Origin of the sequence: Niabella sp. (assembly GCF_030150205.1) — a bacterium.
GTDB lineage: Bacteria > Bacteroidota > Bacteroidia > Chitinophagales > Chitinophagaceae > Niabella.
The window spans coordinates 86,918-102,473 of the sequence record NZ_JASLGT010000012.1; the positions used below are offsets into that span (position 1 = coordinate 86,918).

At 45.1% G+C, this 15,556-nt stretch carries 15 protein-coding genes; 7 read left to right on the top strand and 8 right to left on the bottom strand.

Going from position 1 to position 15,556, the window contains the following annotated elements; all coding sequences use genetic code 11:
* Nucleotides 1-101: 101 nt before the first annotated feature.
* Nucleotides 102-1,499, bottom strand: coding sequence for a class II fumarate hydratase (fumC, locus tag Q1V85_RS12090; protein ID WP_300600254.1), 1,398 nt, complete (start codon nt 1,497-1,499; stop codon nt 102-104).
* A 139-nt stretch (nt 1,500-1,638) separates the two neighbouring features.
* On the opposite strand from fumC, the gene Q1V85_RS12095 reads away from it, so the two are divergent.
* Entirely contained in the window at nt 1,639-2,646 is a 1,008-nt protein-coding gene (locus Q1V85_RS12095; protein WP_300600256.1) for a WG repeat-containing protein, read from the top strand.
* Between the two features lie 150 nt (nt 2,647-2,796).
* Here Q1V85_RS12095 and Q1V85_RS12100 read toward each other — a convergent pair whose 3' ends face one another.
* A complete protein-coding gene (locus Q1V85_RS12100; protein WP_300600258.1) occupies nt 2,797-3,576 on the bottom strand; it encodes an enoyl-CoA hydratase-related protein in 780 nt (259 codons plus the stop codon).
* Nucleotides 3,577-3,797: 221 nt separating this feature from the next.
* Between Q1V85_RS12100 and Q1V85_RS12105 the strand changes: the two genes are divergently transcribed.
* Both Q1V85_RS12105 and Q1V85_RS12110 read left to right on the top strand, forming a co-directional pair.
* Nucleotides 3,798-5,261: a DUF1800 domain-containing protein gene (locus Q1V85_RS12105; protein WP_300600260.1), complete on the top strand. Its 1,464-nt coding sequence runs from the start codon at nt 3,798-3,800 to the stop codon at nt 5,259-5,261.
* 10 nt (nt 5,262-5,271) lie between these two features.
* Nucleotides 5,272-6,525 carry a DUF1501 domain-containing protein gene (locus Q1V85_RS12110; protein WP_300600262.1) on the top strand — a complete coding sequence of 418 codons (1,254 nt, stop codon included), beginning with the start codon at nt 5,272-5,274 and terminating at the stop codon, nt 6,523-6,525.
* A 345-nt stretch (nt 6,526-6,870) separates the two neighbouring features.
* Here the strand turns inward: Q1V85_RS12110 and Q1V85_RS12115 are convergent, their stop codons facing one another.
* The 6 genes from Q1V85_RS12115 to mutY form a co-directional block, all read right to left on the bottom strand.
* Nucleotides 6,871-7,098: a YtxH domain-containing protein gene (locus Q1V85_RS12115; protein WP_300600264.1), complete on the bottom strand. Its 228-nt coding sequence runs from the start codon at nt 7,096-7,098 to the stop codon at nt 6,871-6,873.
* Nucleotides 7,099-7,297: 199 nt separating this feature from the next.
* Nucleotides 7,298-8,047: an ABC transporter ATP-binding protein gene (locus Q1V85_RS12120; protein ID WP_300600265.1), complete on the bottom strand. Its 750-nt coding sequence runs from the start codon at nt 8,045-8,047 to the stop codon at nt 7,298-7,300.
* A 9-nt stretch (nt 8,048-8,056) separates the two neighbouring features.
* Entirely contained in the window at nt 8,057-8,653 is a 597-nt protein-coding gene (locus tag Q1V85_RS12125) for a DUF3109 family protein (RefSeq protein ID WP_300600267.1), read from the bottom strand.
* A 65-nt stretch (nt 8,654-8,718) separates the two neighbouring features.
* A complete protein-coding gene (gene gldE / locus Q1V85_RS12130) occupies nt 8,719-10,074 on the bottom strand; it encodes a gliding motility-associated protein GldE (protein WP_300600269.1) in 1,356 nt (451 codons plus the stop codon).
* A gap of 57 nt (nt 10,075-10,131) precedes the next feature.
* Complete coding sequence (ssb, locus tag Q1V85_RS12135) at nt 10,132-10,536, bottom strand: single-stranded DNA-binding protein (protein ID WP_300600271.1); 405 nt, start codon at nt 10,534-10,536, stop codon at nt 10,132-10,134.
* 337 nt (nt 10,537-10,873) lie between these two features.
* Nucleotides 10,874-11,941 carry an A/G-specific adenine glycosylase gene (gene mutY, locus Q1V85_RS12140; protein WP_300600273.1) on the bottom strand — a complete coding sequence of 356 codons (1,068 nt, stop codon included), beginning with the start codon at nt 11,939-11,941 and terminating at the stop codon, nt 10,874-10,876.
* 178 nt (nt 11,942-12,119) lie between these two features.
* Between mutY and Q1V85_RS12145 the strand changes: the two genes are divergently transcribed.
* From Q1V85_RS12145 to Q1V85_RS12155, 4 genes are all read left to right on the top strand, one after another.
* Nucleotides 12,120-12,443, top strand: coding sequence for an HU family DNA-binding protein (locus Q1V85_RS12145; protein ID WP_067759935.1), 324 nt, complete (start codon nt 12,120-12,122; stop codon nt 12,441-12,443).
* A gap of 65 nt (nt 12,444-12,508) precedes the next feature.
* Nucleotides 12,509-13,378, top strand: a complete 870-nt coding sequence (locus tag Q1V85_RS12150) for a tetratricopeptide repeat protein (RefSeq protein WP_300600277.1) — start codon at nt 12,509-12,511, stop codon at nt 13,376-13,378.
* Between the two features lie 40 nt (nt 13,379-13,418).
* Entirely contained in the window at nt 13,419-13,511 is a 93-nt protein-coding gene (locus Q1V85_RS25195; RefSeq protein WP_223710090.1) for an AURKAIP1/COX24 domain-containing protein, read from the top strand.
* Between the two features lie 213 nt (nt 13,512-13,724).
* A complete protein-coding gene (locus tag Q1V85_RS12155; protein ID WP_300600279.1) occupies nt 13,725-15,278 on the top strand; it encodes an Rne/Rng family ribonuclease in 1,554 nt (517 codons plus the stop codon).
* Nucleotides 15,279-15,556: the final 278 nt, after the last annotated feature.

Here is a 15,556-nt window from a genome sequence, read left to right on the forward strand (position 1 = left end):
TCACTATTTTCCTTTTTCGCAAAAAAGGAAAATAACAAAAGTCGTTATTTTCCTTTTTATGTGTAATTGGACAATAAGGTCCATTTTATGTTAGGGACCGGTTATATTTTTCCAACCATTTTAGCCGGCACAACCCACTCATCAAATTCCTTTTCGGTAAGATAGCCCAGTTTAACGGCCATTGCCTTCAGTGTGGTATTTTCTTTATGTGCCTTTTGAGCAATTTCCGCAGCCTTGTAATACCCGATTTTCGTATTCAGCGCGGTTACCAGCATCAGGGAATTATCCAGGTGCTTCTTAATATTTTCCTCGATCGGCTTCAGTCCAACCGCACATTTGTCATTAAAGGACACACAACCATCCCCGATCAAACGGGCGCTGTGCAGGAAATTATAGATCATTACGGGCTTGAATACATTCAGCTCAAAATGACCGGTAGCACCGCCAATATTAATGGCTACATCGTTGCCCAGTACCTGCGCTGCAATCATGGTAAGCGCCTCGCACTGCGTGGGGTTTACCTTGCCGGGCATAATGGAAGAACCGGGCTCATTATCCGGGATGAACAGTTCGCCAATGCCACTGCGCGGACCAGAAGACAGCATGCGGATATCGTTGGCAATCTTCATCAGGCTTACCGCTACTGTTTTCAGCGCACCATGCGATTCTACAATGGCATCGTGTGCAGCAAGCGCTTCAAATTTGTTTTCTGCAGTTTTAAACGGCAGTTTGGTCAGTTTGGCGATTTCCGCGGCCACATTCTTTGCATAATCAGGAGGCGTGTTGATGCCGGTTCCTACTGCCGTACCACCCAATGCCAGTTCGGATAAATGCGGAAGGGTATTCTTTATGGCTTTTAAACCATGATTCAGTTGGGATACATAGCCGCTCAGCTCCTGGCCCAGGGTTAAAGGGGTGGCGTCCATAAAATGGGTACGGCCGATCTTTACCACCTTCATAAATTGCTTGCTCTTCTTTTGCAGCGTATCCCTTAATTTTTCAATACCCGGAATAGTTACTTCCACCAGGATCTTATAGGCGGCAATATGCATTGCCGTAGGGAAAGTATCATTACTGCTTTGCGATTTATTGACGTCATCATTCGGATGCAGCACCTTTTCTTTATCGGTAAGCTGACCACCATTGAGCACATGGCCGCGGTAGGCGATCACCTCGTTTACATTCATATTGCTTTGTGTACCACTGCCGGTTTGCCATACTACCAGCGGAAAGCTGTCGTCCAGTTTTCCTTCCAGTATTTCATTGCAAACTTTCCCGATAAGGTCTGCCTTTTTCTTAGGAAGCACCTTTGCCTTTGCATTGGTAATGGCCGCTGCTTTTTTCAGGTAAGCAAAAGCCTTAATGATCTCCTTGGGCATCCGGTTAATGTCGGCGGCAATCTTAAAATTGTCAATCGAGCGTTGCGTCTGAGCGCCATAGAGCGCGTCTGCCGGCACTTTTACCTCGCCCATTGTGTCTTTTTCAATTCTGTACTCCATATTCGTTTTTTAAGTTTGATGAAGACCGGTAAAGGTTTCTTAAAACCTTACAGGTCCTTTGCCGCAAAGGTATTGGTAAATAAAGTTTATTTACCTTCAGTGCCGGGTTTAAATATAAAAACGTGCAAAAAAGAAACGCATGAAGAATCGCCTGTTCCGCTCCTGTATACTTGTAGTTATTTCCCTGCTTCCGGTGTTGCTGCGGGCGCAGGGACAGTTGTACTATTTCATAGATCCGAAAGATTCATTAATTGGTGTAAAAGACGATCGGGGCCGGGTGGTGATTCCTGCAAAAGGCGCCCCTTTCATGAATGTGGAGGCAGGTGAACCGATCACGGATTCGCTGATCAATCTTTTTGATATGGATAGCACCGATACCGGTACGGCCATTTCTTTTGGTAGTGTTTATAACCGGAAGGGGCAGTTCTTATACCGCCCACTGGCTTATGATAATGGTCCGGATTATTTTGAAGAAGGGCTGGCGCGCTGTGTGCAGAAGGGAAAAGTAGGGTTTGTAAACGAGCAGGGAAAAGTGACCATCCGGCCGCAATGGGATTGGGTTTCGCCCTTTAATTACGGGTATGCCTTTGCCTGTAATGGCTGTTACTGGGACCGGAGTAAGGATCCGGAACATCCGCCCATGGCGTATAAAGAAAAAGCAAAAACGTTTTATGTGAACCGCGAGGGAAAAACCGTTTCATTAATGAAGCAGCGAAAAACGGAAAAGGACCTGCCGGTGGATGGCGGTTATCTTCCTTACCCCTTTAAATATACCGCCGGTGAGCGAAAGATCCTGGACGAGATCGATGCGATGGAAGTACTGTCAAAGATCCGGAATGTTAATGCAGCTACAAAAGCGGAGGGCAAGGGAGCCCGGCTGCAGTTTGAGCTGGTTGGTCGCCCTTCTGCACTATCGCCTTATTATAAGATCCAGGGCTATAGTTATGGAAGTTTTGATAAGGAGGATCCTTTCCTTTTTTACCGCTCGCTTACCGGTGAATATTTTCATGCCGGATGGGATGGTAAGGATCGAACGCCCTTTGATCAATGGTTGAAAGAGGAACTGGAATCCTGTGCGCAGTATTTGCGGGAACACCCGGATGCACCAAATCGGTTTGATGTGAGCAAATACCTTGAGAAGCTGTAGGAGGAGAAGCGGTTTCAGGTTCCATGTTCCATGTTTCAGGTTGTGTTATCGTGTAGCACTCGTTGTCAGATCTCCGATTCCGGCGGTAGTCGACTGATAACTGATAACTGATAACCGATTGCTGAAAGCTGAAAACTGATCGCTGAAAGCTTAATTACCGGTGAACTCCGCCTTCCGCTTTTCCATAAACGCTGCAATGCCTTCCCGGGCATCATTGGTGGTAATCAGTTTGCCAAAACTTTCCGCTTCGTTTTCGTAGCCGGTATTTCCGGGCGCTTCCGCAAGGTTAGCGGCTTCAATACAGGCAGCAATGGACAGGGGCGCTTTTGTATGGATAACAGACAGGATGGATCTTGCTTCGGCAAGCAGGCCGGCTTGTGGCACCACACGGTTTACCAATCCGTAATTAAAGGCGGTAACAGCGTCGATCATCGTTCCTGCCAGTAATAATTCCAGGGCCCTTCCCTTACCGATCAGCCGGGTCAGTCGCTGGGTTCCACCGTATCCCGGCAATAAGCCAAGGTTCACTTCCGGCTGTCCGAATCGGGCATTTTCGCTGGCAATACGGAAATGACAGGCCATGGCCAGCTCGCATCCGCCACCCAGCGCAAAACCGTTCACGGCAGCAATGATGGGCTTGGACGCGTTTTCGATCCGGGCAAAAAGCTGCTGTCCCTTTTTTGCAAGCGCAGTACCGGCGACGGCATCCAGTCCGGCAAATTCAGAAATATCGGCACCGGCAATAAAAGCTTTTTCACCGCTGCCGGTGATGATGGCGGATTTCAGTGCCGGGTTGGCAATAAAGTCATCAACAATCAGCGCCAGTTCTTCCAGCACGGTTTGGTTCAGCGCGTTCAGTTTATCCGGCCGGTTGATGGTAATGGTTAAGATCGCATCTTCAACAGATGTTAAAATCGTCTGATAGCTCATAAAGATCCTTTTTACAAATCTAAGATATAATATTCCAGGTTTTACACTGAATCAGGTTCAATGCAGCGAGCGGGCATCGTCTTGCAAAGAAGGTGTTCCTGGTTGGATCCATTTCCACACCTTCACATTTCCAAATTCTCACATTTTCAAATTTGTCTTTCTTTTTGATCCCTATTTAAACTTTTTAAAATGTCAAAAGTCAATAGTTAAAATACGATGTGATGATGCATTCTAATCAGAAAAAAAATCAGCATCTTTTATGGCGCGCAGGGTTTGGGCCCGCGGTGGAGCAATTGCAGGACCTGGACCGGTATACGCCCGGCGAGTATTATACAGCCCTTGTAAAGGCTTCAGCCAAAACGCCGCAGTACATAAATATTGCCAGTGATGATCTGTTACAGCTATATGAATCATACCTGGCACCCGGAAAGCGGGGTACGCTAACAGCAGATGACCGCCGGATCTTAAACCGGAAACAACAGGCCGCAGTAAAGGATCTGAACCTGTACTGGCTCAAGGAAATGATCGCTAGTTCCGGTCAGCTGCGCGAAAAGATGGCCTATTTCTGGCATGGACATTTTGCCTGTCGCAACGGTAACCTGTTTTATAACCAGCTTTTCTTACATACCCTCCGTGAAAATGCACTGGGCGATTTCAGAACCCTGCTGAAACAGGTATCGCAATCAGCGGCCATGCTCTATTTTCTCAATAACCAGCAAAATAAAAAAGGACATGCCAATGAAAATTTTGCCCGGGAAGTAATGGAGCTGTTTACATTGGGGCGTGGAAATTATACGGAGAACGATGTAAAGGAAGGGGCAAGAGCCTTTACCGGGTGGACGGCAAATGCCCGGGGGGAGTTTGAATTTAATAAAAAACAACATGACGACGGCACTAAAGAATTCCTGGGCAAAAAGGGCAATTTTGATGGGAATGATGTGCTGGATATCATCCTGGAAAAACGGCAAACAGCTACCTTTATTACCGGGAAGATCTATCGCTTTTTTGTGAATGACACCATCGACAAAGATCGCGTACAAGCCCTTTCTGAAGCCTTTTATAAGGATTATGATATTGGAAAACTAATGGAGCGGATCTTTACATCCGATTGGTTTTATGATGATCAAAATATCGGGGCGCGTATTAAATCACCCATTGAGTTGCTGGCCGGTATTCAGCGGATGGTACCCATGCGGCTGGATAATGACAACGCGCTGATGAACCTGCAACGGATCCTGGGACAACAGTTGCTGTACCCGCCCAATGTGGCCGGATGGCCGGGCGGAAAATCTTGGATCGACAGCAGTACCCTGATGATGCGGTTGCGGATACCACAGCTGTTCAATGATAAAGACCTGCTGAATGTAAAGCCCAAGCAGGATGATGATGTAATGATGGGTCGCAAGGCCGATGGGATGGCCAATATCCCGGTAAAAAAAGCAGCAAAACCGGTGCCTGGTGCCGGTTTGATCAATGCAAAAATTGACTGGCCCCAGTATGTTACCAAATTTGAAAAAGTAAAAAGAGAAGCCATCTTTTCTACCATATCCGATTACCTGTTCCAGGTAAATGCGGCTAATGTGGACCAGGTGGCCACGAAGTTTGTAGACAGCACAGACCGGGACGCATACATCCGGTCGGTAACCATACAATTAATGAGTACCCCGGAATATCAAATGTGTTAAACCCAACGCCATGAACAAAAAAAGCGCTTCTTTCTTCAACAAAAAACATACAGGCCCCGGTCTGCTGATCAAACGTAAAGAATTCATACAGCTGGGTTCCCTGGCAACGGCCTCGCTGATGATGCCCAAATTTCTGAAGGCATTGGAGAACCCGGCAGCGGTGCCGGCGGGTAATAAGGTGGTAGTAGTATTACAGCTAAGCGGTGGTAACGATGGATTAAATACGGTAATACCGGTACGCAATGATATTTATTACAAACTGCGGCCGGGCCTGGGTATACAAAGAGACAAAGCACTTTCGCTTACCGATGAAGTGGCATTACATCCGTCACTTACTGCTTTAAAAGGATTGTATGATGAAGGCAATATGGCTATCCTGAACAACGTGGGGTACCCGAACCCGGACCGGTCGCATTTCCGCAGTATGGATATCTGGCATTCGGCCAGTCAAAGCAATGAGTACTGGAACAATGGCTGGATCGGCCGTTACCTGGATGCGCAATGCCACGGCTGCGATAAACCCACACAGGCGCTGGAGGTAGATGATGTATTAAGCCTGGCATTGAAAGGCGAACAGAACAATGCACTGGCGGTAAAAGATCCGCGCCGCTTGTTTGGCACCTCCAACGAAAAATATTTCCGGGAGATCAATAAAAATCACGGGGGCGACCATCATGATGAAAAGCCGGTGGATTACCTGTATAAAACCCTGGCAGAGACGATGTCTTCTGCGGATTATATTTTTAAACAAAGCCAGCTGCATCCTTCATCCGGATCTTATCCCAATACCGACCTGGGCAGCGGACTGAAAACGATCGCTTCGCTGATTTTTTCTGATATCAATACCAAGGTCTATTATATATCGCTGGGTAGTTTTGATACCCACGTGGGCCAGGATGCCCAGCAGGGACGGCTGTTTACCCAGATGAGCGAAGCGATTAAAGCCTTCACAGATGACCTGAAAAAGAATGGCCGGATGGAAGATGTGCTGCTGTTTACCTTTTCAGAATTTGGAAGACGTGTGGCGCAGAATGCCAGCAGTGGTACTGATCATGGTACGGCGAATAATATGTTCCTGATCAGCGGTGGGTTAAAAAAGAAAGGAATCTTAAATGCCATGCCCAACCTGGAAGACCTGAACCAGGGTGATCTGAAATATAATGTCGACTTTAAAGACGTATATGCTACTATTCTTGATAAATGGCTATCGGCCGATTCTTCCCGGATCCTGAAGGCCCGGTATAATACGATGGATTTTATTTAAGGAAGATTCATCGCCACAAAGGCGCCAAGACTCAAAGAAACACAAGGAACGAATCAAAAATCGTTGCGAGTTTTCTTGGGTGCATAACATCCTTATAACTTCTTTGGGTCGGCTTCAACCACAAGGTTCGAAGAATACGCGAGGTTTGCAAATATTTAGCAGTAGCCCGCCGTTGCGGGCATTGCGTATTCGTTGGTCCTTTGCGTTAAAAAAAGGGTTGCAAAAAAAATGTTATGCATCCGTTTTCTTCGTGCATCTTAGAGCCTTGGAGACTTCGTGGCCAGTGGCTTAAAATAAAAAAGAGGCGCCCGTTTGAGGCAGCCTCCTGTAAAAAGCTATTGCAGATTAAATGCTTTCGGCCTTCAGATTTTCTGTTCCTTCATGAACGTACTCTTCAAAATCATCCGCCCGGTCTTCAAATTTGCTGGCAACACTGTCTATAAAATCCGCAAACTGATCTTTAAGATCGTTTCCCTTATCTGCAATACGCCTGCGGGTAGCGGTTCCTTTATCCGGGGCATATAAAATACCAACGATTAGGCCAAGGGCAAAACCTGTAACGAGCTTATTCATAATATTTTAACTTTTAGGTTTAAAATTCGGGTTCTATTATAAAGGTACACAAATAACTATGCCAAAAAAAGGATTCCGGCCACTAAATAATGGGAGCAAAATTTTTTCTGTTATTATGACGCTGCTAAAAGGCTGCTATGATTGGCAGATAGCAGGGTTTTACAAAAATGGGAGACCGGGCAATGTAAAAAAGAACGACTTAATCCCTGTACGCTCTCCCTGTAAGTTGAAGAAACAACCCCTCCAGTCCATCCTGTCCGTGCTCCTGCTTTAGGGCTTCCAGTGTACCCTGACTAATGATGGAACCACCATCAATAAGCGCTACTTCCGTACACAGGTCCTCTGCTTCTTTTAACTGGTGCGAGGTGTAAACAAGCGTGGTACCTTTTTGATTGATTTCTTTTAAAAACTGAACAATGGCGTTGCGCGATTGTACATCCACGCCCACAGTGGGCTCATCCAGGAAGAGAATGCGGGGATTGTTCATAACGCCGATGGCCAGGTTCACCCGGCGTTTCATTCCGCCCGAAAATTCTTTTAGGGGTTTATCGGCCACATTACTTAAGCCCATTACGTTCAGCAGGTTTGAAATGGATTCCTTTATCTGCCCGCTGTTTAAACCATACCAGGCGCCAAAGAATTCCATGTTTTCGGCAGCACTGAGTTCTTCATAAAACGAAAAGTCCTGTGGTACAAACCCGATAGTGTTTTTTACAAAAGTGCTGTTGCTCCGCACTTCTTTTCCAAATAGCTGTATAGATCCGTCTGAATAAGGCAGCAGTCCGGTCATGAGGCTCATCAGGGTTGTTTTGCCCGCGCCGTTCGGACCGAATAATCCAAACCGGCTGCCTTGTTTCACTGTCAGATGAAGTTGCCGGATGATCAGCCGTGAGCTGCCCTTATAGCCATAATTCAGCGTGTTGATATGTAAAGCTTCTTCGTTCAGCATGGCTTCCGTTTACTGTTCCTCCTTGTCTTGTTTTCTGTTGGCGATCTGGTCCAGTACGTCGTAGAATTCCTGTCCGTATTTGCGGGTAAGCGGCTCTTTTAAGAACTTGTATACCGGCACCTGTAAAGAAGCGCCCAGTTTGCAGGCAGGGCTGCACATTTTTTTGCGGGGCTCGTAATTGAGCCGTTCATAATCACCATGTTTCCCTTTATAAGAGATAATAGGATATAAGTGACAGCTGATAGGCTTTTTCCAGGGAATTTTCCCTTCATTATATGCCTGCTCAAAGGCACATTTGATAAGGCCATCCGGCTCCCGGTAAGCATATACGCAGATCTCGTTATCGCTGGGAAGGGTAGGGGTTACCCATCCAAATTCCTCATCGTATACATATTTCCCCTTTTTTTCAATCACTTCGATGGCCGGCGCAGGCAGGTAGGGTTTAACAATTTCGTAGTACTCCTCCGTCAGTTTCAATTCGGATTCGTCCAGGGGAGCTCCCGCATCTCCGTCTTCACAGCAGCCGCCCTTGCATTTAGACAGGTCGCATACAAACTGCTTTTCTATTACATCATCACTGATGAGTTTATTATCGATAACGATCACTTCAATTTTTTTGCAAAATTAAGCACCCGGGGCCGGGCGCACAGGATTTATTTATAAAATGCCGATCACCGGCCGTTAAAATTGTGACTGATGGTCACTTTTGCCGTTTTTACCCGGTTCTTTTCTGTTTCCATTACAGTAAACTCAAAATCGCCGGTCCGTACCACATCGCCGGCATGGGTAAGCTCGCCGGAGAGTTCATTGATCAGACCACCCAGGGATTCGCTGTCGCCTCTTACCTCGTCAAAGGTTTCAATGGGGAGTTTTAAGGCCTTGCACATATCATGCAGCATGGTGCGCCCTTCAAAAATATAATTATTGTCGTCGATCTTGTTGATCAGCAGGTCTTCATCATCAAATTCATCTTTCACCTCACCTACCACTTCTTCAATAATATCTTCCATGGTCACAATGCCGCTGGTACCGCCGAATTCATCCACTACTACCGCAAAATGAATACGCTTTTTCTGAAAGTCCAGCAACAGGTCTTCAATCAGCTTGGTTTCGGGTACAAAATAAGGCGCACGTATCTTGGTATGCCAGTCCTTAATTTCGGATCCGTCATCCAGGTAGGGCACCAGGTCCTTGATATTTAATACACCGGCAATTTCATCGAGGCTGTTTTTATAAACGGGCAGGCGCGAGTAATGCAGATCACCCACCTGCCGGATCAGTTCCTCAAAAGGGGTATCGTATGCCACACCGCTTACATAGAGGCGGTTCCGCATTACTTTTTTTACGGAGATCTTTCCAAACTTCACGATCCCCTTCATAATATTCTTTTCTTCCGGGGTTACCTCATCCGTCTGGATATCGATGGTTTCATCGATTTGCTGGATATTGGTTTCTTCCACTTTATTGGCGCCTACGGTGCGGCCAAAACTGTCTGCCACGGCAACGGTCCAGCGGCTGATCCTTCTGAGTGAAAGGTAAATTCCTTCCACGATCATGATGAGCACGGGCCATTCAAACGCAAAACGCAGGTTGTTCTGGGTGGCCCATACCCGCGGAAAGATCTCTACCAGGAAGAGGATGGCAAAGGCAATAATGGCAAATTTGAGGAAGATACCCCAGGTTGTGTCCAGGTATTGCGCCGGCACATAATAGTTGATGAGATAATTGGCCAACACGATGGTACAGATATTGACCAGGGTTTTGGCGATGAGCATGGATGTAAACACCTCTTTGGGCTCTTCCAGTAAATTCAGAATCCTTTTTGCGGAAGGCTGTTGTTTGGTCTTTAATACATCAATGTCTTTTTCATCCAGCGAAAAAATAGCTGCCTGCGAACCGGCAATCGAAAAAGAGATAATAACCAGCACCACCAGTGCCGCAACCAGCAGGGTTGCGTTCTGTATGCCAACAGGAAGCTGTCCCTGTACAACATCTAAAAAAACAAATCCGTCAGATAGGGTTTTCAATATTTCAGTTTTCGTGAAGCAGATCTTTCAAAGGCAGGTCCGGTCCGCCTTATTTTATCAGAAAGGGTGGATATCAAATCCTTCCGGACCCGTGTTGCTGCTATGCTCATCGGGCGAAGGAATGCCTTCCGTTTTTTTATCCAGCATGATCAGGTTTTCTCCCACCACTTCTGTTACATATTTTTTGGTGCCGTCTTTGTCTTCCCAGCTACGGGTACGCAGGCGTCCTTCAATATAAACCAGGCTGGCCTTGCGCAAAAACTTTTGGGCCAGTTCTGCCAGTCCGCGCCACAGCACAACGGTGTGCCATTCGGTTTGCGAAATCAGTTTACCGGTACGGTCCTTAAAGGTTTCGGTTGTGGCCAGCGGAAACTTCGCCACAGCGATATTGCCTTCTAATAATTGTACATCCGGGTCTTTTCCTAAATTTCCAATCAGCATAACTCTATTAACGCCTCTCATATGATATATTTTTCCTTGTTTTTTGTTGATGAAGGTTAACCTTAACAAAAACGTTGATATCCTATAAAAAATAAAACATCCCGGCTTCTGTAAAATCTAACTAAAATTAATTTTTTTGAGCGGATAAACAAAATTAAGCATGAGATTTCAGAAATCAGGAAAATACCCGTTGCTGCCGTATAATGGCATAAATCCCGGAGCGGCTAACGATCAATGATTTTATACCGCTGATTCGCTGGTTCCTTTTATTTTTCCGGGACAGACGCGCGAAGAAAAGCATCTGCCTTAAAATGAATTAAGAAGCGCCTATCTGCCATCAGTGGTCATCCTGGTCTTGTCAGTCGAATGTTTCAGAGCCGGCTTTGTCAAGATATTGGGTAATGGTCCTGGGAAAGGGCAGGGTTTGTAAAGCCGCTGCTTTTACCCAACTGTATTGCTCTAACCGGGTGCTCTTTTCCGTGAGGCGGCAGGAAATAAATACGGCTTTTATAAGCTGGTGGCTGAGTTTTTGAGAAAACACCGGGCTGGTGGTAACGGCCGCTCCTTTTGGGATCCAGCCCTTTTTGACCGCTGCAGCAATGACAGCTCCTGAACTGGTTTCTTCTTCCTTTTCGATCAGCGGAAATTCATAGAGATGTTGCCAGATGTCTTTATCAAGCCGTTCTCTTACGGGTAGTGCGTTCCGGTATTGTGGCAGAAAGAAGTAGAAATACCGGGTACGCACGGCCGTCTTTTTTATTTTTACCGGCAACAGTGCAACAATATCTTCTTTATAAGCGATGCAATCGTTTTTAAACGGGCACTGCTCACAGCTGGGGTTTGCCGGTTTACAAATGGTTGCTCCAAAGTCCATAATGGCCTGGTTGTATTCGCCGGGATTTTCTTTATCCAGCAATTGTTCGGCCAGCCCGGTAATGATCTTTTTGCCTGCAGTGGTATCCACCGGTTCCCGGATCCCAAAGATCCTTGCAAGCACCCGGAATACGTTGCCATCGATAACCGCATGCGGAAGATTAAAGGCAAAGGAAGCGATTGCGGCAGCAGTATAAGGACCAATACCTTTTAGCTCAAGGATGGCTTTATAAGTATCAGGAAACTGCCCGTTGTACTCCGAATTTAATACACGAGCCGTGTGTATCAGGTTTTTACAACGGGAATAATAGCCCAGTCCTTCCCAAAGTTTAAAGACTTTTTTTTCATTGGCCTGCGCCAGATCCCGAATGGCCGGAAAGTTAGTGATGAAATTTTCGTAATACTTTAATCCCTGATCTACACGTGTTTGTTGTAATATAATTTCGCTTAACCAAATTTTGTAAGGATCTTTGATCCCCTTCCAGGGCATTTTCCGGTTGTTTTCATTTCGGTTCCAGTTGATTAAATAATGCGAAAAAAGATTATGGATCAATTTTTTATGTATTAAAAAGTGGAGATTGTCAATTAAATTTAGTAAATTACCTTAAAATTTTTCAATTTTATAAAATTTGGATTAATAATTGATTGTAAACTATTTATTAAAGTTTTGCACATTTATTGCAGTAACTTTACGTAACAGTAATCATTAAACTATCTTAATATCAGGAACTATGCGAAAAGCAGACTTAGTAAATAAGATCTCAGACAAAACCGGTATTCCAAAGGTTGATGTGCTTGTTACTTTGGAAACGATGTTTAAAGAAGTTAAGGATACACTTGCTTCCGGCGAAAACATCTACATCAGGGGCTTTGGCAGTTTCATTACCAAAAAAAGAGCTGCCAAGATCGGCCGGAATATTAAAAAGAACGTAGCCGTTCACATTCCGGAGCATTACATCCCTGCCTTTAAGCCGGCAAAAGAGTTTACCGCGGAAGTAAAAAAACTTGTTGAACCCAAACCAGATACTGGTCCGGGGGAAGACGCGGACGATTAGAATTCTTTAAAAAAACTTCGTTTTGTAGCGGATTGCAGTTACCTTTGCCGTCCAATTAAGGACAGTTGAAGAAACCCCAGGTAATAACAATCGCTATAGCGGTGGTAGCAATCGTGCTACTGCTGGCTTTTGGACGTACAACCCCTAAAGCGGGTCCGAAACCAGCTGCCGGTGAAATGGCGCAGGAACATGATCAGCACGATCATGATAATGCCACCGGTGGTTTCTCTATTGATACGGTGCTTGTTATGTCGAAAAAAGAGCTTCCTGCCGATCAGGCGCTGAGGCTTGACCTGTTGGAACAAAGCATCACCCGCGGTGATGTAAAGAAACAAAAACTGGATGTTTATCATCAGTTAGCACATTTCTGGAAAGACACGGCAAAAGCCTTTATCCCCTACGCCTGGTTTACTGCAGAATCCGCAAGGTTGGAAAATTCCGAAAAAAGTCTCAACTTTGCAGCCCAAATCTTCTTAAGCCAGTTAACTCAGGTTGAAAATGCGCAAACACGTCATTGGATGGCTGAGCAGGCAAAAGACCTGTTTGAGAAAACGTTGTCTGTAAATCCTGCAAATGATTCGGCACAGGTAGGCTTGGGGGCAACGTATCTTTACGGGGGTATTGGTACTCCAATGGAAGGTATCGGAAAAATCAGAGCTGTTGTTGAAAAAGACAGTACCAATGTTTATGCGCAGATGACGCTGGCCACGGCTTCCCTTATGAGTGGTCAAAAGCAAAAAGCGCAGGATCGTTTGGAAACTGTTTTAAAATTGCAGCCGCAAAATATCCAGGCAATCCTGATGCTTGGAGATCTATACGAAAAGGATGGTAATAAAGACCAGGCCATACAGTGGTACTCAAAAGCTGTAAAACTGGTGCAAAGAGCGGATATCAAGACAGAGCTGGAGAAGCGGATTGAAGCATTAAAGAAATAAAAATATTTAATTAAAGTTCATTTTAAAAAATTTATTGAGTATGCCTTGTGGTAAAAAAAGAAAACGTCATAAAATCGCAACACACAAACGTAAAAAAAGACTGAGAAAGAATCGTCATAAGAAAAGAAAATAGAATAGCGTTTTTCTTTTAAGACATTTGAAATAACAGGTAGTATTCTGTTGATATAGAAATTACCTGTTATTGCTTTTGTATGGACCGGTTTTTTAAATAATGATGTGAGCATACCCCATCCTGTCTGCTGCCATAATATAATATTTTGCCCTTCATTATTCTGCTAGCCGTTTCTTTATAATACTTCAAGATGAGTACTCATGGTGGTTTCTCATGAATAAAGACCTTATTATTAATGCCACGCCTACGGGGGTGGATATAGCCCTGCTTGAGAACAATAAACTGGTAGAGCTACATAGTGAAAAAACGGACTCCCGTTTTGCAGTAGGCGATCTTTATCTGGGTAAGGTAAAAAAGCTGATGCCCGGGCTGAACGCAGCATTTATTGATCTGGGATACGAAAAGGATGCATTCCTGCACTATACGGACCTGAGCCCTTATGTAAAATCCCTGCTGAAATTTACCCAGCAGGCGATGAACCAAAGCGGCGATCAGGGAATGGATTTCTCGAAATTTGAGATCGAGCCGGAAATTATTAAAACCGGTAAGATCACCGAAGTATTGAGCGGTAAGCCGCATATACTGGTTCAGATTTTAAAAGAACCCATTGCTGCCAAAGGGCCGCGCCTGAGCTGCGAGCTTTCGTTACCTGGCCGGTATATCGTTATTACCCCTTTCAACAATATTGTGGCGGTTTCCAAGAAGATTCATTCTTCTGAGGAACGGAAGCGGCTGCAAAAAATTGTAGAGGCGGTAAAACCCAAAAACTTTGGGGTAATCGTTCGTACAGCGGCTGAGGGTAAGAATACGGCAGAGCTGTATGAAGATCTGACCAACCTGGTGACCTCCTGGAAAACCATTGAGCAGAATCTGAAGGGGGCTGTAGCGCCGGCCAAGATCCTGAGCGAGCAGAATAAAACCAACAGTATTTTAAGGGATCTGCTGAATGCGGATTTTAACCGTATTATCGTAAACTCGAAAAGCATTTACACCGAAACCAAGCAGTACATTCAAAAGATCGCTCCGGAAAAGGCAGAGATCGTTTCGCTTTACCAGAGCCCGGGGGGGATTTTTGATTCCTTTGGCATTACCAAGCAGGTAAAAGCGTCGTTTGGTAAAACAGTGAATCTGAATAGCGGGGCTTACCTGATTATTGAGCATACCGAAGCCCTGCATGTAATTGATGTAAACAGCGGCTACAAAAATGTAAGCAATAACCAGGAACAAAATGCACTGGCCACCAACCTGGAGGCGGCGGAAGAAATATCGCGGCAGCTGCGGCTGCGTGATATCGGCGGCATCATTGTGGTGGATTTTATCGATATGAAACAGGCGGAGAACAAACGGACCCTCTATGAAAAAATGGAGGAGTTTATGAAGGTTGACCGCGCAAGGCATTCGGTACTTCCCATTTCCAAGTTTGGACTGATGCAGATCACCCGGCAGCGTATGCGCCCGGAGGTAAACATCAATACCCAGGAAATTTGTCCCACCTGTAATGGTACCGGTAAAATTGCTTCGTCCCTCATCCTGGAGGATGAAATCGAAAAGAATTTAAGCTACCTGATTACGCATAAGCATAAAGACCTGAAACTGGTGGTAAACCCCATCGTGTTTGCGTACCTTACCAAGGGTTTCTGGTTCAACAGCAAACTGGCGAAGTGGAATAAAAAATTCGGCCAGAAAATAAAACTGGAACAAAACAGCACGTATCAGCTGGTAGAATACCGGTTTTTCAACAGCGAAGAGGAAGAGATTAAAATGTAGTATTTAAAATATAGAATATTAAATGTAAAATGCGGCATTAGGATGCGTTTGAAAGAGCGCCTTCTTTACGTTTACATTTGAAGTTTGATATTCTATATTTTACATTTATTTATCCTTGAATTGACAAGGGCCTTCATCATTAGACCTCTTTCATAATTCGAAATTCACATTGGTGTAAAAGTTTTTGATATGAAGTTGGGGTAAATTGGTTTTACCTTTGTGATGCGCTATAAACAAATCGGGAATCTTTCGGCTGCTCAGTTTCAAAGGGCTACCGG

Coding starts and splice junctions, on each gene's coding strand:
- fumC (WP_300600254.1), bottom strand. CDS start 1,499: ATGGAGTACAGAATTGAAAAAGACACAATGGGCGAGGTAAAAGTGCCG.
- Q1V85_RS12095 (WP_300600256.1), top strand. CDS start 1,639: ATGAAGAATCGCCTGTTCCGCTCCTGTATACTTGTAGTTATTTCCCTG.
- Q1V85_RS12100 (WP_300600258.1), bottom strand. CDS start 3,576: ATGAGCTATCAGACGATTTTAACATCTGTTGAAGATGCGATCTTAACC.
- Q1V85_RS12105 (WP_300600260.1), top strand. CDS start 3,798: ATGATGCATTCTAATCAGAAAAAAAATCAGCATCTTTTATGGCGCGCA.
- Q1V85_RS12110 (WP_300600262.1), top strand. CDS start 5,272: ATGAACAAAAAAAGCGCTTCTTTCTTCAACAAAAAACATACAGGCCCC.
- Q1V85_RS12115 (WP_300600264.1), bottom strand. CDS start 7,098: ATGAATAAGCTCGTTACAGGTTTTGCCCTTGGCCTAATCGTTGGTATT.
- Q1V85_RS12120 (WP_300600265.1), bottom strand. CDS start 8,047: ATGCTGAACGAAGAAGCTTTACATATCAACACGCTGAATTATGGCTAT.
- ssb (WP_300600271.1), bottom strand. CDS start 10,536: ATGAGAGGCGTTAATAGAGTTATGCTGATTGGAAATTTAGGAAAAGAC.
- Q1V85_RS12145 (WP_067759935.1), top strand. CDS start 12,120: ATGCGAAAAGCAGACTTAGTAAATAAGATCTCAGACAAAACCGGTATT.
- Q1V85_RS25195 (WP_223710090.1), top strand. CDS start 13,419: ATGCCTTGTGGTAAAAAAAGAAAACGTCATAAAATCGCAACACACAAA.
- Q1V85_RS12155 (WP_300600279.1), top strand. CDS start 13,725: ATGAATAAAGACCTTATTATTAATGCCACGCCTACGGGGGTGGATATA.